A 23,628-nucleotide genomic window follows, 5' to 3' on the forward strand; every position below is an offset into this window, starting at 1 on the left:
AGAAAAGTGGCAACATACCTCTATCTTCATGGGTAGAGGAATTTTTTATTTATAGTGGTGAAATAATTGAAAACCTTAAATATCTCAAACGCATCAAAAACTTTCGGTGAAAAAACTCTTTTTACTGACGTAACTTTTACAATTAATGAAGGCGACCGGATTGGTCTTTTAGGCCTCAATGGTACCGGAAAGACAACACTTCTGGATGGAATCATTAATAACAGTGATCTCAATACGATCGACGTAGAAAAACCTAAGGATTATAAAATCTCTTATTTGGAACAACAGCCAGATCTTGAATTGGACTCCTCAGTAATTGATTCAGTCTTCAATGGTAGTGGTGAAAAATTCCAATTGATTCGTCAATATGAAAATTCATTGGCTCGTTTTAATGAAAATTCAACTGATAGTAAAATTCAGAATGAGTTCTTTAAACTACAAGAGAAAATGAATGCGGCTGAAGCTTGGCAAATGGAATCTGATGTTAAATCAATTCTGAATAAATTGGGGATTACTGAATTAGATAAAAAAATTGGTGAATTATCAGGTGGTCAGCAGAGACGTGTGGCTTTAGCACAGGCTTTGATTTCCGAAGCTGATCTGCTGATATTGGACGAACCGACTAACCATTTGGATTATGAAGCAATTGACTGGTTACAATCATATTTGAGTAAATATAAGGGTTCAGTGCTATTCGTGACCCATGATCGTTATTTCTTGAATGAAGTTGCAACGAGAATCTTTGAACTCGAAAATCGCAATGTAACTGAATATGATGGTAATTATGAAAAATATTTACAACAAAAAGCTGATAATGAAGAGATCTATGCATCTGAACAACATCACAAGACCCAACTTTATAAACAGGAATTAAATTGGATGCGAGCTGGTGTTAAGGCCCGTGGAACCAAACAACAAGCCAGAAAAGACCGTTTTACTGGTCTAAAAGAAGATCTTCAGAATAAACCGGACGCCCAAAAGGAAATGTCAATCGACATTGCTCAACAACGTTTAGGTAATGATGTCTTTGATATCAAAGAGGCTAGTTTGGCTTTTGAGCAACATGTTATTCTAAATGATTTTAGTTATTTAGTTTCACGTGGAGATCGAATTGGAATTACTGGTGCCAATGGATCAGGGAAGACAACTTTTCTTAATGCAATCGATCAACAGATTCCCTTAGATTCCGGTGAGATTAAGACCGGTCAAACAGTTCGTTTAGGATATTACACACAACACACTCGTGATATGGATCCTGATAAACGAGTTATTCGATATTTGGAAGGTATTGGTCAAGGGGTTAAGAATAACGATGGCTCACACATGTCAGCTTCACAAATGTTGGATACGTTTAAATTTGATCATCAAATGCAGAGTGCTTTCATTCGAGAACTATCTGGTGGTGAGAAGAGACGTTTGTATCTATTAGCCATTTTAATGGATCAACCCAATGTTTTATTGTTGGATGAACCAACAAATAATTTGGATATTGAAACCTTGACTATTTTGGAAAGTTATTTGGATAGTTTTAAGGGAACTGTTTTAGCAGTTTCTCATGATCGTTATTTCTTGGATAAAGTGGCTGCTAAATTGTTGATTTTTGAGGGTCAGGGTAAGATCGAGGAAAGTTACGATTCTTATTCAGGTTATCTGCAAAAAGCAACTGAATTAAAACAAGCACAACATCATGCAGCTAAAGAACAAAAGCATGAGGAAACTAAGCAAAAAGAAGCCAATCAAGAACCGGAAGCAAAGAAAAAATTAACTTATGCTGAACAAATGGAATTTGATAAGTTGGAACCACAAATTGAAAAATTTGATGATGAATTAGCTGTTTTGAAGAAGGAATTAAATGATCCTTCAAATGATTATGAAAAATTAATGGACTTCCAAAGAGAATTTGATGAGAAAACACAAGAATCAGATAAATTAATGGAACGTTGGGAATACTTAGGTCAATTTATTTAGGAGATAATCATGCATAATGAACAACAATATTTAGATCTTTTAAAATATGTTTTGGAACAAGGACACAAGAAAAGTGATCGGACAGGAACGGGAACTATTAGCACTTTCGGTTATCAAATGCGCTTTGATCTCCAGGAATCGTTTCCTTTACTAACGACTAAAAAAATTCCTTTTGGCCTAATTAAGAGTGAATTATTGTGGTTCTTACATGGTGATACCAACATTAAGTATTTACTAGAACACAATAATCATATTTGGGATGAATGGGCTTTTAAAAATTACGTTGAGAGTTCGGACTATACTGGTCCAGATATGACTGACTTTGGTCGTCGTTCCTTGATCGATGATGAATTTGCTCAAGCTTATAAAATTCAAAAGGGTAAGTTTGATCAGGCTATCTTAGAAGATCCAACTTTTTCAGCAAAATTTGGAAATCTGGGGGATGTTTATGGGGCACAGTGGCGTCATTGGCAAAAACGGGACGGTGGAATTATTGATCAAATTAAAAATGTTATCGAACAGATCAAACAAACACCTGATTCCAGACGTTTGATCGTAAGTGCTTGGAATCCAGAAGATGTACCGACGATGGCCTTGCCGCCTTGTCATACGCTATTCCAGTTTTATGTTAATGATGGCAAATTGTCTTGTCAGCTTTATCAAAGAAGTGGTGACCTCTTTTTAGGAGTGCCGTTTAATATTGCTAGTTATGCTCTTTTGACGCATTTGATTGCCCGTGAAACCGGTCTAGAGGTGGGAGAATTCATTCATACCTTAGGTGATGCCCACATCTATTCTAATCATCTGGATCAGGTTAAAGAACAATTAACACGGACGCCGACGATGGGACCACAGTTGGAAATTACTAGTGACAAGAGTATTTTTGAAATTGAAACTACCGATATTCACGTTAAAAACTATAATCCGCAACCTGCTATCAAAGCACCGATTGCCGTTTAGGAGAATAATGATGATAAGTTTTGTTTGGGCTGAAGATAAGAATCAGATCATTGGTGTTGATGGACATTTGCCATGGAAATTACCTAATGATATGAAACGTTTTAAGGACGTAACGACAGGACATCCAATAGTTATGGGACGAAAAACTTATGAAAGTTTTCCCAATGGTCCTTTGCCAAATCGTTTGAATATCGTTATTTCTAAAAATTCAGATTACCAGGTACCAGAAACAGTTGCTTTACTGACCGATAAGAGTCAACTCAAGCAATATGTTCAAGCTGATGAAGAAGTGATGGTCATTGGTGGAGAGGGTATTTTTAAACTTTTTAGTGATGATGTGGACCGTTTGTATGTGACTAAAATTGATCACGAATTTGTTGGTGATACTAAAATGGTTAAGATTGACTATAAAAAATTTAATTTAATCGAAAAAAAAGAAGGTCTGATGGACGATAAGAATATCTATCCATACACCTTCGAGACTTATCAACGAATTAAATAACGTAGAAATAAACTGAAAAATACATTAAGGCTGTTCCGATCATAACAAAGATATGCCAAATTACGTGAATATACTTGAGATTTTTCATCAGGTATAGACAAGCACCAACGGTAAAAGCGATACCACCGGCCACTAAAAGTTCTATACCCCTGGCACCAATAGCCAAATAGAGTGGCCTCATAGCAATAATGATAGCCCACCCCATTAGGACATATAGTAGCGTTTCAAAATACTTAAATCGGCCGACGTTAAAGATCTTATAGAGAATGCCACCAATAGCCAACAACCAAATGAAAGCTAAGATACTGTATCCAAAAGCTGAATGTAGAGCAATTAAACAGTAAGGGGTATAAGTTCCAGCAATCATAAGAAAAATGGAGCTATGGTCGAAGATTTGAAAGACACTCTTAGCTTTAGTGAAATAGAGGCTATGGAATAAGGTTGAACTTAAATATAAGAAGAACAAAGTAAAGGCATAGATAAAGTATGCAGTGATATTTAAAGGGTTACCTTGCTGAAATCCCTTGATCAAAAGGAAGACGGCACCAATGATTGCTAAAATGATACCAATTCCGTGAGTGACGGCACTGAAAATTTGATCGGTGATCAAGTAAGCCCGTGTAAAAGTATGTTTTTTTGACATTTTTAACGCTCCAATGTTATGACTAGTTATTTATAGATATTATAAACATCTTGATACTTTTCAGACAATGATTATATTGTATAATTAATTGATATTGTTAATGATTTTTGTAATTTACCAACAAATTGTTTGGTATAATTGAAACAATTAAAGAACTAAGACCCTATGAAAGAGGGATAAAATGAGTAAAGTAAAAATCCTTGCCGATTCATCGGTACAATTAACCCCAGAAGAAATCGAGAAGTATGATATTAGCGTGGTTCCTTTAACTATCAGTATTGACGAAAAGACGTATACTGATGGTGTCGATATTACCCGTGAGGAATTCGTTCGTGAAATGGATTCTTCAAAGGACTTGCCCAAGACATCCCAACCATCGATTGGTACTTTTATGAAGATCATCGATGAGGTTCCTACTGACTACACGGATATTCTAGCATTAATCATGACTCCAGCTATCAGTGGAACTATCAATGCGGCTAGACAAGTTGCCGATATGACTGACCGTCATATGGAAGTTATCGATACTGAATTCACCGATCGTGCACAAGGGTTCCAAGTGCTCAAAGCAGCTAAGATGGCTCAAGCGGGTAAATCAGTTGCCGAGATCAAAGAAGAGCTTACAGTTTTACGAGATCACACTTATCTTTATATGGGTGTAACTAGTATTGAAAATATTCTCCGTGGTGGTCGTTTGAGCCGATTTGCAGGGACTCTTTCAACGCTTTTGAATATTAATTTAGTTTTGACTGTGAAGAATAATAGTTTGGATATTGCCAAACGTGGTCGTGGTCGCAAGACAATTGAAAAGTATATGAATAATGTCATGGAAGAGATCAAGGGCTTGGAAAATATCAAAGCTATTGGTATTTCATACGTTGATAAAATGGACTATGTTAATGAGCTAAAAGAAAAATTGGCTGAAATCGTACCAAATGTACCATTGCTGATTAGGGTAACAAGTCCGGTCATTGCAACTCATGCCGGTTCTGGTGCCTTTGCAATCGAATTTTATACAGAGTAAAAGCTGATGAATGCATCAGCTTTTTTTTGAAAGATGGATTATTAAATGAAGAAAAAAAGTATATGGATCATAATAATAATAGTAATTTTACTCGCTGTCAGTGGTGGGGCTTACTATTTTGTTAATAATAATAAACAAGAACAAGCAGTTGTTACTAAAACGACTAAGAAAAATAAACCAAAGAAGAAAGTTATTCCTAAGAAAAAGAGTATCAGTATTGTTGCAGTTGGTGATTCTTTAACCCAAGGGATTGGTGATTCTAAATCTGTTGGTGGCGGGTATGTGACTCGTTTGACACAAAAAGTTCAGAATCATTACGATGTACCGACTCAATCACATAACTATGGCGTTTCCGGTGATACTAGTACTCAGATCATGGCTCGAATCAAATCGGATCAAAAGATGCATCAGGATTTACCGAAAGCCGATATCATTACGATCACTGTTGGTGGAAATGATTTCATGCACTTGTTACAACGCAAGGGTCTGGATTTAACTGAAGGACAAATTGCTGATGAACAGGTTCAATTTGATAAGCGCTTGACACAATTATTAACTGATATCAGAAGTTATAATGCTAAAGCACCAATTTATTTGATTGGAATCTACAATCCGTTCAGCATTTATTTGGCTAATGTTGAAAATGCTAAGACAGCTTTCATTAATTGGAACAAGGGTTCAGCTAAGGTTGCCGCAGGATTTAATGATACGCATTTTATTGATATCAATAATCTTTATCAAACTAAAAAAATCAATCGTAAAATTAAAAAAACTGGTGTCAATCCCTATCTCTATACTAAGGATCACTTTCACCCTAATGGGACTGGATATGATATGATGACAGACAAAGTATTTACTGAAGTAAGTGGTACGACAAAGGAGTGGCTTTATAAATAATCATGAAAAGAAATTATTGGAAATATGCATTTATCGCATTAGTAACCATCATTGTAGTTGGTTTAGGAATTATTGGTACCAAAGTTTTGAGTTCACCAACTGATAATTATCCTGTTTCATCAAAAATAACTGGAGCTGACAGTAAAGTTTTTACCGTTAATATGGATAAACATGAGGCCAATAAAATGGCTCAATATTATTTAAAACATACGTTGAACGATGGAAAAACTGATTATCAATTGGTTTTGAAAAAGGATGCTGAATTATCAGGCTCAATCGCCTTTTTAGGTGCTAAGATCCACTTCACGATCCTGATGCAACCATACGCAAAAACTAATGGGGATGTTCTTTTAAAAGCTAAAGAAATGAAAATTGGGAGCTTATCGTTGCCAATCTCCTTCGTTATGAATTATATTAAGAACAGTTTTAAGACTCCGGAATGGGTCAGCATCAATGGCAAGGATAAAACTATTCTTTTGAGATTTACTAAATTTACAACTAAAGAAGGATATGGTATCCGAGCTAAGAATATCGATTTAACTAATAACAAATTGTCCTTTGAAGTAATGAATAGTAAAATTACTGATAACCAATAGGAAGGAACAAATATGAGACGCAGTTTTTATGAGTTTCTAATGACTCTTCGTAATGTGGAAAGTGTTGAACCAGAGGCGGAGTTTGCTAACAATGCTTTTCACGATACATCTTTTCCAAAACAAGAGGAAAATTATCAAAAATTATCTAATTATTTAGAATTGAATGTTGGATATCTTCCTAGTATGACGATCTTTGATGAAGCATTTCAAAAGTATCAAGAAATAGATAAAAAATAAATTAAGAGAAATAGGTGATGGTAATGGTTTTACAATGGTACCCCGGACATATGAACAAGGCAAAAAACCAAGTACAAGACCGACTAAAGTTGGTTGATATCGTACTTGAAATTGTCGATGCAAGACTACCTTTTTCCTCTAGAAATCCTGTACTAGAACAAATAATCGATCAGAAAAAACATATTATTATTTTGAATAAATCTGATTTAGCTGATCCCAAAGTCACTGCTGACTGGAAGATCAACTTTGAACAAGAAGGTACTAAATCAATCGAACTTGATGCTAAACACAACAAAGGTTTAGGTAAGATCAAAAGTTTGATTAGATCAGAACTTTCTGAAAAAATTGCTCGTTATGAAAATAATGGCGTGAAAAATTATCAGATCAAAACAATGTGTGTAGGAATTCCTAATGTCGGTAAATCAACGATCTTAAACCGAATGGTTGGTAAAAATGTCGCTGTCACTGGTAATAGACCAGGTGTAACCAAAAATCAAAATTGGTTGAAAACTAATATTGGAATTGACCTTTTGGATACACCAGGTATCCTTTGGCCTAAAATTGATGATCCAAAGGTAGGGATGAAATTAGCTCTATCAGGAGCTATCAAGGAAAAAATTTATGCCCCTGACGATGTTGCTATCTATGCGCTAAACTTCCTTGAAACTCATTATATGGAACAATTACAAGAAGGCTATGGCTTAACTAATGCTGATATCTTTAATCATACGACACCGGAATTGTTAATGAATTTAACTACTAAGTTCGGCTATAAAGATGATTATGATCGTGCTTCAAGAAGAATTATTGACGATGTTCGTAAATTGAAACTAGGACGTCTAACATTTGATGTGCCTGGGGAATTTTATGAAGAATAGATACACTATCAAGAATGTTAAGGAAATATTATCTGACGATGATCTTGATACAGATCTATTAGCAGAATTGTCAAATGACCCTCGCTCTGGTGTTAAAAAATTATTAGAGCAATATTATAAAAAACAAATCAAACAACAAGAGTTGATCGAAAGATTTCATCAGAAGGAATTTCTCGAAAAGCCATTCTGGGATCAGGGTTTAACTGTTGCCGGAGTTGATGAAGTGGGCAGGGGACCGCTAGCTGGACCAGTTGTTACAGCAGCGGTTATTTTGCCGTCTAACAATACTCTTTATGAGGTTGATGATTCTAAAAAACTTTCTCGGACAAAACGGGCGGAGTTATATAAATTGATTTGTGATCAGGCAATTGATATCAGTGTGGCTGTGGGTAGTCCCCAGTTGATCGATACTGAGAATATTTATCATGCAACTGAGTTGACCATGGGTGATTCGATCACGCATTTGTATGTTCGTCCAGATCATATTTTGGTCGATGCAATGACTATACCAGTTGATATTTCACAGACTAAATTGATCAAGGGAGATTCCAAATCATTAAGTATCGGAGCGGCCAGTATTGTTGCGAAAGTAGCTCGTGACCGTTTGATGACTATGTATAGTAAACTTTATCCTGAATTTGGATTTGAAAGAAACGACGGCTATGGTACCAAAGAACATTTACAGGCTTTAGATAGTGTTGGTCGAACCAAAATTCATCGATTAAGTTTTTCACCAGTTAAAAAAACTAATAAAATATATTAAATAATGAACATCACTACCGTAATTTTAGTTAAGGGAGTGGTGTTTTTATTATGACAAAATTAACAGAATTATTGATCAAATGCCGAATGACCGGGATGGTTTCCAACCAAATAATGTTAAAAATTATAAAAATGTCGATAAATAGTGATAGTCTAGAGAGTGAAACTTTTCATTTGTTGAAAGATGAATGGGGTTTGGAAAAATATAGTCAGTTTCTTCTATTATTAGATAACCAACAAAAAACTGATATTCAGGCGATAAATTATTTGGATTCAGAATATCCGCAGTTATTAAGAACGATTTACAATCCACCCGCACTCTTGTTTTTTGTGGGAAATATTGCTTTACTTAAAACTGATTGCGTGGCAATCGTGGGTTCACGGCAAGCGACAAATTATAGTTTTCGTTGCATTGGTGGTCTTGTTCCACGTCTGGTAAATCGTTATACTATTGTGAGCGGTTTAGCAAAAGGCGTTGATTCATGGGCTCATATCCATACTTTAAAAAATTACGGTCGGACTATTGCTGTGATCGGTTGTGGGTTAGATGAAGCTTATCCAAAAGAAAATCTTGCTTTACAGCGAGAAATTATGAATAATGGATTGGTAATCAGTGAATATCCGCCACATACGGGAGTTCAAAGATTTCATTTTCCTCAGCGTAATCGTATTATTGCCGGTTTAAGTCAAAAGGTGATTGTGACTGAAGCTAAGAAACGCAGTGGAGCTTTAATTACTGCTGATTTGGCTTTAGAGAATAACCGGGAAGTTTTGGCGATTCCTGGTCGGATTGATGACAGTCATTCAGCAGGTTGTAATAATCTGATTGAAGAGGGTGCCACGCCATTAATTAATTTTAATAATGTATGAATTTAAGACGTTAATTTGAGAGTGATCGATAGCTTTTGGATTGACAAAATAAAAATCAGTGATTAATATATTGACAGTTTAAATGATCCATTGGAAAGGAGCACTTTACGTGCCATCAACAAAGCAAAAGAATTTGGTGATTGTTGAATCACCTTCAAAAGCAAAAACAATTGAAAAATACTTGGGACGTAATTATCACGTTGTTGCAAGTTTAGGTCATGTTCGAGATCTACCAAAGAGTCAAATGGGTGTAGATATTGAACACGATTATGAACCTCGCTACATCTCTATTCGTGGTAAAGGCCCGGTCATTAAAGATTTAAAGAAGGAAGCTAAAAAGGCCAAACGAGTTTATCTAGCAGCCGATCCGGATCGTGAAGGGGAAGCCATTGCTTGGCATGTCTCACATTTACTTGGATTAGATGACAACGATAAAAATCGTGTCGTCTTTAATGAAATTACTAAAGATAAAGTTAAACAGGCTTTCAAAACTCCTCGAACAATTGATATGAATCTAGTTGATGCTCAACAGGCTAGACGTATTTTAGATCGACTAGTGGGATATTCAATTTCTCCAATTCTCTGGGCTAAAGTTAAAAAGGGATTGAGTGCCGGACGTGTGCAATCAATTGCCTTGAAACTAGTTATTGAAAAAGAAAATGATATCAAGAAATTTGTTCCCGAAGAATATTGGACGATCGAATCAACTTTTAAACATGGTAAAGATAAGTTTAAAGCTAATTTTTATGGTTTGGATGGTAAAAAAGCCGAACTAAAGAATAACGATGAGGTTCAAGCTGTTTTAGGTAAAGTTGACAAGAAAAAAGATTTTGCCATTGATAAGGTCACTAAAAAAGAACGTAGACGAGTACCAGCTGCACCATTTACAACCAGTTCATTGCAACAAGAAGCTAATAAAAAATTAAACTTCAAGACTAGAAAGACCATGATGATTGCTCAACAATTGTATGAAGGAATCAATTTGGGCCGTAAAGAAGGTACTGTTGGATTAATTACTTATATGCGTACCGATTCTAAACGTATTTCTAAGGTTGCTGAGGCCGAAGCTTCTAAATTCATTCATGAAGAATATGGTGAACCCTTCGCAGCTATCAAAGAACGTCAAGATAAGAACCAAGAAGGTGCTCAAGATGCCCATGAAGCAATTCGTCCGTCATCAGTTATGAGAACACCAGCTTCTTTGAAAGATATTCTTAGCCGTGATCAGTTCCGTCTGTACAGCTTAATCTGGTCAAGATTTGTTGCCAGTCAAATGACACCAGCAGTATTTGATACGATGACAGTTGATTTGTCTCAAAATGGTGTTATGTTCAGAGCTAATGGTTCTAAGATGAAGTTTGAAGGTTACCGTAAGGTTTACCAAAGTACTTCTGAAACAACAAAAAAAGATAATATCTTGCCTGAATTAGCTGAAGGTGACAATGCCAAGCTTCAAACTAACGATCCGGCACAACATTTCACACAGCCACCAGCAAGATTTACTGAAGCTTCATTAGTTAAGGCTTTGGAAGAAAATGGTGTTGGTCGTCCCTCAACTTATGCACCAACTATTGATACGATCCAACGTCGCTATTATGTAAAATTGAATGGTAAGAGTTTTGAACCAACTGAATTAGGTGAGATCGTTGATCATTTGATCCAAGCTTACTTCCCAGATATCGTTAATATCGACTTCACTGCCAATTTGGAAGATGAATTGGATCACATTGAAGAAGGTAAAGAGGATTGGGTCAAAGTTGTTGATCGTTATTACAAGCCTTTTGCTAAAGAACTTGAATCCGCTGAAGATAAAATTGAAAAAGTTCAGATCAAAGATGAACCAGCTGGCATGGATTGTGATATCTGTGGTGCTCCAATGGTTATCAAGATGGGACGTTATGGTAAGTTTTATGCTTGTTCTCGTTTCCCAGACTGTCGCAATACTAAACCAATCGTTAAAGAGATCGGTGTAGTTTGTCCAGTATGTAAAAAGGGTCAAGTTATTGAAAGAAAATCAAAGAAAAATCGTATTTTCTACGGTTGTTCCAGATATCCTGATTGCGACTTTGTGTCATGGGATAAACCAGTTGGGCGTGATTGTCCTAAAGATGGTCACTACCTAGTTGAAAAGAAGGTTAAGGGTGGTCGTCAAATCCTTTGTCCTAATGGAGACTATGAAGAGGATATTCAAAAATAAATGATAGAAGAAGATTTAATCGATAAATTTGTTGATAATTTAATGATTAATCATCACTACTCAAAAGAAACAAAAAAATCTTATTTGGAAGATATAGATAATTTTGTTTCTTTTTTGCATCAAAATGGTGGTTTTAATGGTTTTACACCCATCAGAAGAGTTGATGTGGAGACGTATTTGACCTATTTGGATGAAAAAGATTACGCTGATGAGACGATTGCTCGAAGAATCTCAGCACTGCGCTCTTTTTATAATTTTTTAGTGAAAAATAAATTTATCAAGTCAAATCCATTTGATTTGGTTCAACTACGTCATAAGGGCCGTAAGTTACCACGTTTCTTTTATGAAAAAGAAATGACCCAACTGTTTGACGCCGTCAAGGGGGATGATCCCTTGTCATTGAGAAATTCAGCTTTATTAGAATTGCTCTATGCCACTGGCATGCGAGTGAGTGAGTGTGCTAATCTATTATTAGATCAGTTGGATTTTTCTAATGGAATCGTTTTAATTCATGGTAAAGGGGATAAAGATCGTTATGTTCCCTTTGGAAGCTATGCACAGACTGCATTAGAGACCTATTTTGATCAAAGCAGAAAAATCTTGATGACCAAAAATCATCAAGATCATCAGTTCGTTTTTGTAAATAATCGTGGTAAAGGTTTAACAAGTCGAGGAATCGAATACATATTAAATCAGATAATTAAGAAAACCAGCTTGACATCTGACATTCATCCGCATATGATACGTCATACATTTGCCACACATATGCTCGAACACGGTGCTGATCTGAGGACGGTTCAAGAGTTACTGGGACATGCTAGTCTCTCAACAACTCAGATCTACACTCATGTGACAATGGAACATTTACAAAAAGATTATAAAAAGTATTTTCCAAGATAGAGGAAGGTAAATAAATGACTACAATAGTTGCTGTTAAGCATAATAACCACACCGCAATCGCTGGTGATGGACAAGTTACAATGGGTGAAAAATACATCATGAAAGGTACTGCTCACAAAGTAAGACGTATTTATGATGATCAAGTTATCATCGGTTTTGCTGGTGGTGTCGCTGATGCTATTACCCTACAAGATTGGCTTGAAAAGAAATTAAAGGCTTATTCAGGTAATTTGAAACGTGCTGCTGTCGAACTAGCTCAAGATTGGAGAAAAGATCCCACTCTTCAAAAACTTGAAGCTTTGTTGATTGCCATGGATAAGGACAATCTATTACTTATTTCTGGTAGTGGAGAAGTCATTGAACCTGATGAAGATGTAGTTGCAATTGGTTCAGGTGGTAATTTTGCTCAAGCTGCTGCCATCGCTATGCAAAGACATTCAGAGAATATGGATGCACAACAAATCGCTGTCGAAGCAATTAAAATTGCATCAAGTATTGATATTTTTACTAACGAAAATATTATTTCAGATAAATTTTAGAGTGGAGATTATTAATCAATGGACACATTAACACCAAAAGAAATTGTTGCTCAATTGGATAATTATATTATTGGCCAAACAGATGCTAAAAAGGCTGTAGCGATTGCTTTGTATAACCGTTATCGCCGGATGCAAGTACCAAAGAAATTGCAACAAGAGATCACACCTAAGAACTTGATGATGATAGGACCTACTGGTGTTGGTAAAACTGAGATTGCCAGAAGACTAGCCAAGGTTGTCAATGCACCGTTTGTAAAGGTTGAGGCAACTAAGTTTACTGAAGTTGGGTATGTCGGTCGTGATGTCGAATCAATGGTTCGTGATTTGGTTAGTGTTGCTGTTTCAATGGTCGAAAAAGAAAAATTTGATGATATTAGACCAGAAGTTCGTCGTGATGTTGACAAGAAATTGGTCAAATTACTCGCTCCTGGTGTTAAAAAAGAACAAAAACAAAATAATAACAACGACTTTATGAGTATGTTAAATAACATGCAAAACAACGGTGGTCAAGGCTTAGGTAACATTTTTAATAATGCTGATACCGTTGACGATGATCCTGACAATAATACTGATGTGACTGATGAAGTTCGTGATCAACGTCTCAGCGTTAAGGAACAATTGGATAAAGGATTACTTGAAGATGAAGAAGTAACCATCAAGGTAGAAGAGTCTAAAAAAGTTGGACCAATGGATGATCAAATGGGCCAAATGGGTGTTGATATGAGTGGCATGATGGACTCATTAATGCCTAAGAAGACTATTACTAGAACTTTACCAGTTAAAGAGGCCCGTGAATTGTTGATTCAACAAGAATCACAAAAACGAGTTGATCATGACGAAATTTACCAAAACGCAATCGAAAAAACTCAGAATAACGGAATTATCTTTATTGATGAGTTTGATAAAATTGCTGCTGGTGATAAGAAGACCTCTGGTGAAGTTTCTCGTGAAGGTGTTCAACGTGATATTTTACCTATCGTTGAAGGTTCACGAATTAATACTAAGTATGGTCCAATCGATACTGATCACATCCTCTTTATCGCTTCTGGTGCTTTTGCCGAAAGTAAACCTAGTGATTTAATCGCTGAACTTCAAGGTCGTTTCCCAATTAGAGTTGAACTAAAAGACTTAACTGAAGACGATTTCATTCAAATTTTGACAAAACCAGATAATGCTTTAACAAAGCAATATGTAGCGCTTACAAGAGCTGATGGAATACATTTAACTTTTACTAAAGAATCTGTTGAAGAGATTGCAAAAATTGCATTTGAATTGAATAATAGTAATCAGAATATTGGTGCAAGACGTCTTTCTACTGTCTTGGAAAAAATCTTGGCTGATATTCTTTACGAAGGACCAGATATGCAAATGGGTGATATTACCATTACTCGTGAATATGTACGCGAGCAAGTTGGTCATATCGCTGCTGATCAAGATCTTTCACGTTATATTCTTTAGGGGGAAAAACATGACAGTTTATCAATTGAAGAACGACTTTTTAACTGTAAAAATTAATTCATTAGGTGCTGAAATGAATAGCATCCAAAATACTGAAGATTCAGAATTTATCTGGCAAGCTGATCCAAAGGTTTGGGGAAGACATGCGCCAGTATTGTTCCCAATCGTTGGTCGTTTGCAAGATGACCATTACTTTGTTGATGGTAAGGAATATAAGATGACCCAACATGGTTTTGCTCGTGATCAAGACTTTGCACTTGATTCACAAACTGATACTAAATTAGTATTGAGCTTGACTACTAGTGAAGCTAGCCTTGAAAAGTATCCATATCATTTTAAGTTGAGAATTGTTTACCAACTTATCAAAGATACTTTACAAATTTCTTATTTGGTTGACAGTATGGAAGAATCTGAAGATATGTACTTCTCAATTGGTGCACATCCTGGTTTCACAGTTCCATTCGACAAAGGCTTGAACTATGAAGATTATAAAGTTCAAATCGAGCCTGCTGAATCTCGTACTCACATTCCAATCGTTGATCACTTAGTTGATCTAAATGGTGAAAAGAAAGTTGAAAACCAGAATTTCTCGCTAACTCGTGATTATTTTGTTGATGATGCAGTGGTTTATCGTTTGAATGAACCAGCTGAGGTTCAAATAAAGAGTGACAAGTCGGATCATAAGATCACACTTGATACAGGTAATGCTAAGTTTTTCGGTATGTGGTCAACATATCCTGATGACAATGGTAAATTCATGTGTATCGAACCATGGTGGGGTCTTGCTGATAAGACTGATACTGATAATAACCTTAAGAACAAGTATGCTATCAACAAATTGGCTCCTAAGGAACAATTTGAAGGCTACTTCTCAATTTCCGTTAAGTAGATAATAGATAATATAAAATAAGCCACAATGCCTATATAAGGGCACTGTGGCTTTTATTATTGCTTGGTAATGATTTTAAATTTATTTTAAACCAGTTTGACTCTTACCACTGACTACACCATTGGTTAAGTTGATGATAAAGTTAGCACCAGTTTCGCCATTGATGCCAGTTGAGTAGGTTAGATCCTTTTGAGTGGTATTACCAACAGTTATTTCAGAATAACCATTGGGCTTGCCAAGATCATTGATTACTTGAGCTTCAGATTGATCATTCTGAATTTTATTAAATTCAGTTAAATCTAATTTTTGAGAACGGGTGACTTTCAAACCAGTGATGGCCTTACTTACAGCGTGGTTATTAGCGTAGTTAACGGTCATATTGGCACCTAATTGACCATCTGCAATCTTAGTCCAAGTGGCAACATCGGTTTGTAAGTTTTGAACGGTACTATTCGAAGTTGTATTAGGCTTACCAAAAATTTTGTTCAGGGTTTCGGATGGTAAACCGGCGGATTCACTTAAATAAATACCGTTGTACTGTTTGAGTGTGATACCAGTTACCTTTTTAGTAGTTTTTTTAGAAGCGGTTTTTTTCTTAGTTACTTTAGTTGAAGAGGTCTGACTAAAAGGACCCATAGCAGTCATTTTCATACCACCTAAACCACCACCAATCAGCAGAAGAATGAAGATGATTGACCAGAACCACCAGCGTCTGTAAAAATGTTTTTTAGTTTTCTTTTGCGACCGGTGTAATTCAGCTCTAGTAGGTAGATTATTATTATCCATTGTCGGATCCCCCTTAAGTGATAACGCTTTACCAATATTTTATCAGTAATAGACCTTAAGTGTACTTTTAATGACAAAAAAAATAAAACTAAAATTAGTTTTATTTCTTAAATTATTTTTCTTTGTTAGCAGCTTGTTGTTTCTTATATCGTAAACCGATAGGAACTAAGTTTTCCTGCCCCTTGAGAAGACGTTTGATATTAGGGATATGACGGATATAAACAATTACTGTTACGATAGCAGCGACAGTGGTTAAGATCCAATCGTGTAAAAACAGGGTTGCAATTGTAAAGAATAACACAGTGGTTAAACTAGCCACACTGACCATACTTGTGATATAAACTATTGAAGCCAATACGATGAAACAGATCACAAAAAGTAATGGGTTGTAGGCTAATAAAATACCAGCACTGGTAGCAACTGCTTTACCACCCCTGAATTTCAAGAAAATTGAAAAACAGTGTCCGATAACGGCACAAATACCGACGAATAGGATCAAGTGGTGATCTAGTCCAAAAAAGACTGGCATCAAAGCTCCTAAAGTACCCTTTAAAATATCAATAATTAAAACTGCTGTTCCAGCGACCTTACCGAGGACACGGTAGGCATTAGTTGTTCCAACGTTACCACTACCGTAATCAAAAATGTTCTTGTGAAAGAATACTTTTCCGACGATATAGGCACTTGGAAATGAGCCAATTAGATAGGCTAAAATTGCACAAATGAGAAGTTTCATGAAAAAATCACTCTCTTAGCTTTATTTTTTTGGTATATTGTAATTCTATGGTGTTTTGGAAGAATTACAAATACCAACCTAGACATTATCTACTATTTTGTTAGAAATTGAAAGATTTCTCTTGAATACGAACGTATATTCGTATATCGTGAATAGTGTTATAATACTAGAATATTAAATTTAGTAGTAAATGAAAAAGGAATGATATAAATGCCAAAATCATCTTATGATGATTCGTCAATTCAAATCCTTGAAGGATTAGAAGCTGTACGAAAACGTCCAGGTATGTACATTGGTTCCACTGATTCACGTGGATTACATCACTTGGTTTATGAAATAGTTGATAATGCGGTTGATGAAGCTTTATCTGGATTCGGTAAAGAAATCAACGTATCAATCAATAAAGATAGCAGTATTACCGTCGTTGATCATGGACGTGGGATGCCAACTGGAATGCACGCCTCTGGGAAACCAACCATTGAAGTCATCTTAACGGTATTGCATGCTGGTGGTAAGTTTTCAGAGAATAGTTACAAAACCTCCGGTGGATTGCATGGGGTTGGTTCATCAGTTGTTAATGCCCTGTCAGAATGGATGACGGTTCGAGTTGTTCGTGATCATAAGGTTTATGAAGAGCGCTTTGAAAATGGTGGTCATCCTGTCGGAACTTTGAAAAAGACTGGCTCGACCAAAGAAGGCAACGGAACAACAATTAGTTTTAAGCCGGACGCTACAATTTTTCAAACAACTAAGTATAACTATGATACTTTAGCTGAAAGATTAAGAGAATCAGCCTTTTTGTTAAAGGGTGTTAAATTCACTATTACAGATAAACGTGGTGAAGAAGAGAAACAAGATATTTTCCACTATGAAGATGGAATTCAATCATTCGTTAAATATTTGAATGGTGATAAAGATACTCTTGGTGGCATCTTTTATATTGAAGGCGAGAATTCTGATATTGAAATCGAATTTTCTGGTCAATATAATGATGGTTATTCTGAGAATATTATTTCTTTCGTTAATAATGTACGAACAACTGATGGTGGAACACATGAAGCCGGAATGAAATCTGGTTTAACTAAGGCATTCAACGACTATGCTCGTAAAGTCGGACTTTTGAAGGGGAATAGTAAGAACCTAGAAGGTAGCGATGTCCGTGAAGGACTTTCTGCCATTATTTCTGTCCGTATCCCCGAAGAAATCCTTCAATTTGAAGGCCAAACTAAAGGTAAGCTTGGGACGCCACAAGCACGTTCAGCAGTAGATCAACTCGTGTATGAACAAATGAGTTTCTACTTGATGGAAAATGGTGAACAGGCCCAGATGCTGGTTAAAAAGGCTCTCAAGGCTCGTGAAGCTCGAGATGCTGCCAGAAAAGCTCGTGAAAGTACCAGAAGTGGTAAAAAGAAGAAAACTGATGGTTTATTGTCTGGTAAGTTGACTCCGGCACAATCAAAGAATTCAGCTAGAAACGAATTGTTCCTAGTCGAGGGTGATTCCGCTGGTGGCTCTGCCAAACAAGGACGTGATCGTAAATTCCAAGCTATCTTGCCATTACGTGGGAAAGTATTAAATACTCAAAAGGCTAAGTTGGAAGATATTTACAAGAATGAGGAAATCAATACCATGATCTATACGATTGGTGCTGGTGTTGGAGCTGATTTCAAACTAGAGGATCGTAATTACGATAAAGTGATCATTATGACCGATGCCGATGATGATGGTTCACATATTCAAATTTTATTGTTAACTTTCTTTTATCGTTATATGAGACCACTTGTTGAAGCAGGACATGTCTACATTGCTTTATCACCTTTGTACAAATTGCAAAAAGGGAAGGGTGCTAAGACAAAGATCGAATATGCTTGGACTCCTGATGAATTGCAAGCTGGTATCAAACGCATGGGTAAAGGTTATGAGTTACAACGTTTCAAGGGTCTTGGTGAAATGAATGCCGATCAACTTTGGAAAACCACAATGGATCCAGATAATCGGATCTTGATCAGGGTCAATATTGATGATGCTGCCGTGGCTGAACGTCGGGTAACAACCCTAATGGGTGACAAAGTTAAACCAAGACGTGATTGGATCGAAGAGAACGTCCGCTTTAATGGTACCGAAGAAGGGGATAATATCTTAGAAAAGGTCGATGAGACTGATCCAATCGATAGTAAAATCGTTGACGATTTATTGAATAAGGAATAGGTGATATATAGTGACTGAAAATTCTCCTAAAATTCAGGATATCTCGCTTGAAAAAATCATGGGAGATCGATTTGCGAGATATTCAAAATCAATTATTCAAGAAAGAGCTTTACCAGACATTCGGGATGGTTTAAAACCAGTTCAACGTAGAATTTTATATTCAATGTTTTTGGATGGTAATACCTTTGACAAGGGTTTTAGAAAGTCGGCCAAAGGTGTTGGTAACGTCATGGGTAATTTTCATCCCCATGGTGATTCTTCAATTTATGAAGCCATGGTGCGTTTGTCTCAGGATTGGAAATTACGGAATCCTTTGATTGAAATGCACGGTAATAATGGTTCTATGGATGGAGATCCACCTGCTGCCATGCGTTATACAGAAGCTCGCTTGAGCAAAATATCGGGTGAAATGCTTCGTGATATCAACAAGGATACTGTTGATGAAGAATGGAACTTTGATGATACTGAAAAAGAACCTAAAGTTTTACCAGCTAGATTCCCTAATCTGTTGGTTAATGGTGCCACTGGTATTTCAGCCGGTTATGCGACGGAGATTCCACCTCATAATTTGGGTGAAGTAATTGATGCGACTATCAAGATGATCGATAAACCAGATATTACTTTGGACGAGTTGATGACGATCGTTAAGGGACCAGATTTTCCTACTGGTGGTATTTTACAAGGTAAGTCTGGAATCAAAGATGCCTATACGACTGGACGTGGGAAAGTTTACCTTCGTTCAAAAACTTCGATTCAAGAGATTCGTGGTCATAAAGAGCAAATTGTCATTACTGAGATTCCTTATGAAGTGAATAAAGCTGTTTTAGTTAAGAAGATGGATGAGATCCGTGTGCTTAAAAAAGTCGACGGAATTGCTGAAGTTCGTGATGAGAGTGATCGTCAAGGATTATCGATCGTAATTGAATTAAAACGGGATGTTGATGCTAACGGAATCTTAAATTACATGTTCAAAAACACTGATTTACAAATTTCATATAACTTTAACATGGTTGCCATTGCTGACATGCGTCCTCAACAGGTCGGTTTGGTTCAGATCCTGAAGGAATATATTGAACATCAAAAGGACGTCGTCTTACGTCGTAGTCAATTTGATCTTAATAAAGCTAAAAAACGCTTGCATATTGTTGAAGGTTTGATCAAGGCTTTGTCAATTTTAGATAAAGTTATTAAAACTATTCGTAGCAGTAAGAATAAATCCGATGCTAAGAATAATTTAATAACTTCTTACAAGTTTACTGATGAACAGGCTGAAGCCATTGTTTCCCTACAACTTTACCGCTTAACTAATACTGATGTGACAGAGTTGGAAAAAGAAGATAAGGGTCTAAAAGATCAAATTGCAACTTTTACCAAAATTATTGAAGAACCTAAAACTTTAATGAAGTTGATCAAAAAAGAACTCAATGAGGTTCGAGATACTTATGCCGATAAACGTCGAACTAAGATTGAAGCTAAAGTTGCTGAAATTGAGGTCGATACTCGAGTTATGGTTGCCAGTGAGGATGTTCGTTTGTTGGTCAGTCATGATGGATACGTTAAGCGCAGTAGTTTACGTTCTTATCAAGCTTCAACTGCTGATGATAATGGATTAAAGGATGAAGATTATCCTATTATTGATCAAAACGTTAATACATTGGATCATGTCTTTATCTTTACTGATAAAGGTAATATGATTTATCGTCAGATTTTTGAAATTGAAGATAGTCGTTGGAAAGAAACTGGTTCTCATCTATCGCAAGTAATTGGCTTGGATAGTGATGAATCAATTCTCAAAGCCTTTGTCTTTAAAGATTTGAAAGAAACGGGTAACTTCTTGATTGGAACCGATGAGAATTATATCAAGCAAGTGGCCTTTAGTGATTTATTGCCAGGACGGACGTATAAATCTAGAGCTTCAAAATATTGCAAATTAAAGGCTGATACCGCCAGAGTAATGGATGTGTATTACGTAGAAAAAGATGCTAAGAATCTGATCTATGTCTTTACTGAGCATTCGTATGCTTCGGCTTTCCCAATCACTGAAGTGCCGGTTGTAAGTGGCAAGGCTATTGGAGTGAAGTTTGTTAGTTTGAAGAATGATGATGCTTTAGCTGGTTACTTCATGGCAGTTGATGATAATGAAAAAATTGCTGTTTTAACGCAACGTGGCTCATATAAGCAAATGAAACTTTCTGAAATACCGATAACTAGTCGAGCTCGTCGTGGTGTCTTGACATTACGTGAGTTGAAACGTCAACCGCACCGAATTCTCTTAGTGACTAACGTTACTAACGATATGGATATTTCGATTGTGACCGATACCAATAAAGTTATCGAACTAGATCGTTCCAATCATCAAAGTACGGATCGTTATTCGAATGGGTCATTTATTATGGATCCAGAGACAGATGGTAATCCAACTAGATTTGTGAAAATAATTGAAGAAAAGTAAGGATATAAACTGCATAGTTTAACTTTATATAGTATTATTATCTAATTGAATACATTATTTTTTACTTTCACAAATACTTAGGAGGATTCTTTTATTGTTAGACGAAAAATCGAGAAGAGTCTTTAGTTCTAAAGCCTTAAATTATTTTGATGAGCTGACTAAGAATATGAGCTATACCAAAACGGCTCAATTGTTAGGCATTACGCAACCAGCTTTGACTCAACAGATCAAGAAAATAGAACATGTTGTTGGGGCACCCTTATTTTACAGTGTTGGTAAGAAAATCTATCTGACCGATGCAGGAATATCACTTTTAAAAGCCACACATCAAATGTTTGACTTGATCAATAGTGTGACCGATCATATTCAACAGGAATCATCCGAAAAAAGCGGTACGATCAGCATTGGTTTACTTTCCACGGCTGAATCGGTCGTAATTGAGGATTTCATTGTCGAGTACAATCGAATCAACCCTAATGTCGTGATTGATTTAAATCTTTTGACGCGTAAAGAACTTTGGGATAATATCCAAAACAACCGAATAGATTTGGCTATCATGTATTTACCAGATAAGAATATTAAGAGTTGGAAAGTCTACAAATCCAAGAAAATCATCAGTGACAATATTATGTTGATTCACAATAATGAACGACTTGGTAAAAAGAAGTCAGTCTGTTATAAGGATGCTATCAGTCGGCCTTGGGCAACTTACTTGAAGACGTATTACTTCTCAGAACTGTTGACTGAACGTTTCAGGGATGCTTTGATTGATTCGCCAAGAGTCGTAGCTAGATTCTCTTCGCCGTATCAACTTTTGAAGTTTACGCAAGAATCTGATGATATATATACCGTTCTACCGTTGAGTTTTTGTATTGCACATCAATCAATGTTTAAGCTTTACCAAACACCACTTGAACCTGCTATATCAAGTGATTTATCATTTGTATATCGAGAAGATAAAGAAAAGATTCCACGTATTGAAGAATTCTTGAATGAGTGGGATAATTTCTTAAGTAAAATGAGTTATATTGATCGATTAAAGTCTTCCAGATAATTTATTAATTTTATAAAGGGGTATAGTACACATGCCAAAGGAAAAAGAATTAGTTTTCGGACACAAGAATCCTGATACAGATGCTGTTTCAGCATCTATTGCTTATTCATATTTACAAAATCAATTAGGTTTTAACACTGAAGCAGTTGCTTTAGGCGAACCAAACCTAGAAACAAAGTTTGTTTATGATCATTTCAATGTTAAATATCCACGGATCATTTCTGCTATTAACGGTGAAGTTAAGAAAGTTATGCTAGTTGACCATAATGAAAGACAACAAAGTGTTTCTGACATCGCTGATGTTGAGATCACTCATGTTGTTGATCACCATAGAATTGCTAATTTTGAAACAACTTTACCTTTATATTACCGTGCTGAACCAGTTGGTTGTGTAAGTACGATCATTTGGAAGATGTATAACGAAGAAGATGTTGAAGTTCCAGCTCAAATTGCTGCTATTATGGCTTCATCAATCATCTCAGATACATTGTTATTGAAATCACCTACAACTACCTCAGAAGATAAAGCTGCCTTAAAGAGCCTCGCTCAAACAGCTGGTATCGACTATGAATCATATGGTCTTGAAATGTTGAAGGCTGGTACAAATCTTGACAGCAAAACAACTGCTGAATTGATCGACATGGATGCCAAGAGTTTTGATATGAACGGTAACAGTGTACGTGTTGCCCAAGTTAATACTGTTGACGTTAACGATACTTTGAAACGTGAAAGTGACTTCGTTAAAGATATTAAAGCCGAAAATGCTGATAAGGGTTACAACTTGTTTGTCCTTTTGATCACTAACATCTTAACAAGTGATACTACTGGTATTATTATTGGTGATGATGCTGCAGTTAAGAATGTTGAAGCTGCTCTTAATACTAAAGTTACTGACAACAAGGCTGCTTTACCTGGTGTCGTATCACGTAAGAAACAAGTTGTTCCTCCATTGACAGAACAATTTAACTAAGATAATTATGTAAGTGTTTTCCTAAAAAGAATTCTTATATTTCTCAGATGTGAATAATCATTCGCATAAATAAGAGGCTGTGACAAAACAGTTTCTTGAGCT

Annotated in this window: 22 protein-coding genes; 19 read left to right on the forward strand and 3 right to left on the reverse strand. The window is 36.1% G+C overall.

Translation table 11 applies throughout. The features are described 5' to 3' along the window. Positions 1-66 precede the first annotated feature (66 nt). The 3 genes from IV57_RS09930 to IV57_RS09940 are packed head-to-tail and all read left to right on the forward strand — an operon-like array spanning position 67 to position 3,430. Entirely contained in the window at positions 67-1,968 is a 1,902-nt protein-coding gene (locus tag IV57_RS09930) for an ABC-F family ATP-binding cassette domain-containing protein (RefSeq protein ID WP_057881365.1), read from the forward strand. Between the two features lie 9 nt (positions 1,969-1,977). Next, positions 1,978-2,928: a thymidylate synthase gene (locus tag IV57_RS09935; RefSeq protein ID WP_057881366.1), complete on the forward strand. Its 951-nt coding sequence runs from the start codon at positions 1,978-1,980 to the stop codon at positions 2,926-2,928. A gap of 10 nt (positions 2,929-2,938) precedes the next feature. Continuing rightward, positions 2,939-3,430 (forward strand): dihydrofolate reductase, encoded by a 492-nt coding sequence (locus IV57_RS09940; RefSeq protein ID WP_057881367.1) that lies wholly within the window; start codon positions 2,939-2,941, stop codon positions 3,428-3,430. Here IV57_RS09940 and trhA read toward each other — a convergent pair. Further along, positions 3,423-4,073 (reverse strand): PAQR family membrane homeostasis protein TrhA, encoded by a 651-nt coding sequence (trhA, locus tag IV57_RS09945; RefSeq protein ID WP_057881368.1) that lies wholly within the window; start codon positions 4,071-4,073, stop codon positions 3,423-3,425. The two genes, IV57_RS09940 and trhA, sit on opposite strands and share 8 nt — an antisense overlap. A 181-nt stretch (positions 4,074-4,254) precedes the next feature. Here trhA and IV57_RS09950 point away from each other — a divergent pair, with 181 nt between their 5' ends. The 12 genes from IV57_RS09950 to IV57_RS10005 all read left to right on the forward strand — a co-directional run bounded on the left by IV57_RS09950 (position 4,255) and on the right by IV57_RS10005 (position 15,320). After that, complete coding sequence (locus tag IV57_RS09950) at positions 4,255-5,097, forward strand: DegV family protein (RefSeq protein ID WP_057881369.1); 843 nt, start codon at positions 4,255-4,257, stop codon at positions 5,095-5,097. A gap of 45 nt (positions 5,098-5,142) precedes the next feature. Then, a complete protein-coding gene (locus IV57_RS09955; protein ID WP_057881370.1) occupies positions 5,143-5,994 on the forward strand; it encodes a GDSL-type esterase/lipase family protein in 852 nt (283 codons plus the stop codon). Between the two features lie 2 nt (positions 5,995-5,996). Then, the gene (locus tag IV57_RS09960; RefSeq protein WP_236704356.1) at positions 5,997-6,590 is read left to right on the forward strand and encodes a YpmS family protein; all 594 of its coding nucleotides are present in this window, start codon (positions 5,997-5,999) and stop codon (positions 6,588-6,590) included. 12 nt (positions 6,591-6,602) lie between these two features. After that, positions 6,603-6,827, forward strand: coding sequence for a YozE family protein (locus IV57_RS09965; protein WP_057881372.1), 225 nt, complete (start codon positions 6,603-6,605; stop codon positions 6,825-6,827). Positions 6,828-6,850: 23 nt separating this feature from the next. Beyond that, positions 6,851-7,705, forward strand: coding sequence for a ribosome biogenesis GTPase YlqF (gene ylqF, locus IV57_RS09970; RefSeq protein WP_057881387.1), 855 nt, complete (start codon positions 6,851-6,853; stop codon positions 7,703-7,705). Beyond that, positions 7,695-8,468, forward strand: a complete 774-nt coding sequence (locus tag IV57_RS09975; RefSeq protein WP_057881373.1) for a ribonuclease HII — start codon at positions 7,695-7,697, stop codon at positions 8,466-8,468. The genes ylqF and IV57_RS09975 overlap by 11 nt, the downstream gene beginning before the upstream one ends. Before the next feature lie 50 nt (positions 8,469-8,518). Next, a complete protein-coding gene (gene dprA / locus IV57_RS09980; RefSeq protein ID WP_057881374.1) occupies positions 8,519-9,337 on the forward strand; it encodes a DNA-processing protein DprA in 819 nt (272 codons plus the stop codon). An 82-nt stretch (positions 9,338-9,419) separates the two neighbouring features. After that, complete coding sequence (topA, locus tag IV57_RS09985; RefSeq protein WP_057881375.1) at positions 9,420-11,534, forward strand: type I DNA topoisomerase; 2,115 nt, start codon at positions 9,420-9,422, stop codon at positions 11,532-11,534. After that, entirely contained in the window at positions 11,535-12,434 is a 900-nt protein-coding gene (gene xerC / locus IV57_RS09990) for a tyrosine recombinase XerC (protein ID WP_057881376.1), read from the forward strand. 14 nt (positions 12,435-12,448) lie between these two features. After that, positions 12,449-12,973 carry an HslVU peptidase proteolytic subunit gene (gene hslV / locus IV57_RS09995; protein ID WP_057881377.1) on the forward strand — a complete coding sequence of 175 codons (525 nt, stop codon included), beginning with the start codon at positions 12,449-12,451 and terminating at the stop codon, positions 12,971-12,973. Positions 12,974-12,991: 18 nt separating this feature from the next. Then, positions 12,992-14,431, forward strand: coding sequence for an ATP-dependent protease ATPase subunit HslU (hslU, locus tag IV57_RS10000; RefSeq protein WP_057881378.1), 1,440 nt, complete (start codon positions 12,992-12,994; stop codon positions 14,429-14,431). Between the two features lie 10 nt (positions 14,432-14,441). Further along, complete coding sequence (locus IV57_RS10005; protein WP_057881379.1) at positions 14,442-15,320, forward strand: aldose 1-epimerase family protein; 879 nt, start codon at positions 14,442-14,444, stop codon at positions 15,318-15,320. 81 nt (positions 15,321-15,401) lie between these two features. Here IV57_RS10005 and IV57_RS10010 read toward each other — a convergent pair whose 3' ends face one another. Both IV57_RS10010 and plsY read right to left on the reverse strand, forming a co-directional pair. After that, positions 15,402-16,106, reverse strand: coding sequence for a DUF3862 domain-containing protein (locus IV57_RS10010; protein WP_057881380.1), 705 nt, complete (start codon positions 16,104-16,106; stop codon positions 15,402-15,404). Between the two features lie 112 nt (positions 16,107-16,218). Continuing rightward, positions 16,219-16,842, reverse strand: coding sequence for a glycerol-3-phosphate 1-O-acyltransferase PlsY (gene plsY, locus IV57_RS10015; RefSeq protein WP_057881381.1), 624 nt, complete (start codon positions 16,840-16,842; stop codon positions 16,219-16,221). Positions 16,843-17,052: 210 nt separating this feature from the next. Between plsY and parE the strand changes: the two genes are divergently transcribed. The 4 genes from parE (at position 17,053) to IV57_RS10035 (ending at position 23,526) form a co-directional block, all read left to right on the forward strand. Then, a complete protein-coding gene (gene parE / locus IV57_RS10020; protein ID WP_057881382.1) occupies positions 17,053-19,050 on the forward strand; it encodes a DNA topoisomerase IV subunit B in 1,998 nt (665 codons plus the stop codon). A 10-nt stretch (positions 19,051-19,060) separates the two neighbouring features. Continuing rightward, positions 19,061-21,502, forward strand: coding sequence for a DNA topoisomerase IV subunit A (gene parC, locus IV57_RS10025; protein ID WP_157051947.1), 2,442 nt, complete (start codon positions 19,061-19,063; stop codon positions 21,500-21,502). A gap of 94 nt (positions 21,503-21,596) precedes the next feature. Continuing rightward, positions 21,597-22,556, forward strand: coding sequence for a LysR family transcriptional regulator (locus IV57_RS10030; protein WP_057881383.1), 960 nt, complete (start codon positions 21,597-21,599; stop codon positions 22,554-22,556). A 31-nt stretch (positions 22,557-22,587) separates the two neighbouring features. Then, complete coding sequence (locus IV57_RS10035) at positions 22,588-23,526, forward strand: manganese-dependent inorganic pyrophosphatase (protein ID WP_057881384.1); 939 nt, start codon at positions 22,588-22,590, stop codon at positions 23,524-23,526. Positions 23,527-23,628: the final 102 nt, after the last annotated feature.

Source organism: Companilactobacillus kimchiensis (assembly GCF_001438805.1).
In the GTDB taxonomy this organism is placed as follows: Bacteria; Bacillota; Bacilli; order Lactobacillales; family Lactobacillaceae; genus Companilactobacillus; species Companilactobacillus kimchiensis.

Bases quoted from the DNA above. Each gene is read 5' to 3' on its own strand.
- IV57_RS09935 (WP_057881366.1), top strand. From the start codon at position 1,978: ATGCATAATGAACAACAATATTTAGATCTTTTAAAATATGTTTTGGAA.
- IV57_RS09940 (WP_057881367.1), top strand. From the start codon at position 2,939: ATGATAAGTTTTGTTTGGGCTGAAGATAAGAATCAGATCATTGGTGTT.
- trhA (WP_057881368.1), bottom strand. From the start codon at position 4,073: ATGTCAAAAAAACATACTTTTACACGGGCTTACTTGATCACCGATCAA.
- IV57_RS09950 (WP_057881369.1), top strand. From the start codon at position 4,255: ATGAGTAAAGTAAAAATCCTTGCCGATTCATCGGTACAATTAACCCCA.
- IV57_RS09955 (WP_057881370.1), top strand. From the start codon at position 5,143: ATGAAGAAAAAAAGTATATGGATCATAATAATAATAGTAATTTTACTC.
- IV57_RS09960 (WP_236704356.1), top strand. From the start codon at position 5,997: ATGAAAAGAAATTATTGGAAATATGCATTTATCGCATTAGTAACCATC.
- IV57_RS09965 (WP_057881372.1), top strand. From the start codon at position 6,603: ATGAGACGCAGTTTTTATGAGTTTCTAATGACTCTTCGTAATGTGGAA.
- ylqF (WP_057881387.1), top strand. From the start codon at position 6,851: ATGGTTTTACAATGGTACCCCGGACATATGAACAAGGCAAAAAACCAA.
- IV57_RS09975 (WP_057881373.1), top strand. From the start codon at position 7,695: ATGAAGAATAGATACACTATCAAGAATGTTAAGGAAATATTATCTGAC.
- dprA (WP_057881374.1), top strand. From the start codon at position 8,519: ATGACAAAATTAACAGAATTATTGATCAAATGCCGAATGACCGGGATG.
- topA (WP_057881375.1), top strand. From the start codon at position 9,420: ATGATCCATTGGAAAGGAGCACTTTACGTGCCATCAACAAAGCAAAAG.
- xerC (WP_057881376.1), top strand. From the start codon at position 11,535: ATGATAGAAGAAGATTTAATCGATAAATTTGTTGATAATTTAATGATT.
- hslV (WP_057881377.1), top strand. From the start codon at position 12,449: ATGACTACAATAGTTGCTGTTAAGCATAATAACCACACCGCAATCGCT.
- hslU (WP_057881378.1), top strand. From the start codon at position 12,992: ATGGACACATTAACACCAAAAGAAATTGTTGCTCAATTGGATAATTAT.
- IV57_RS10005 (WP_057881379.1), top strand. From the start codon at position 14,442: ATGACAGTTTATCAATTGAAGAACGACTTTTTAACTGTAAAAATTAAT.
- IV57_RS10010 (WP_057881380.1), bottom strand. From the start codon at position 16,106: ATGGATAATAATAATCTACCTACTAGAGCTGAATTACACCGGTCGCAA.
- plsY (WP_057881381.1), bottom strand. From the start codon at position 16,842: ATGAAACTTCTCATTTGTGCAATTTTAGCCTATCTAATTGGCTCATTT.
- parE (WP_057881382.1), top strand. From the start codon at position 17,053: ATGCCAAAATCATCTTATGATGATTCGTCAATTCAAATCCTTGAAGGA.
- IV57_RS10035 (WP_057881384.1), top strand. From the start codon at position 22,588: ATGCCAAAGGAAAAAGAATTAGTTTTCGGACACAAGAATCCTGATACA.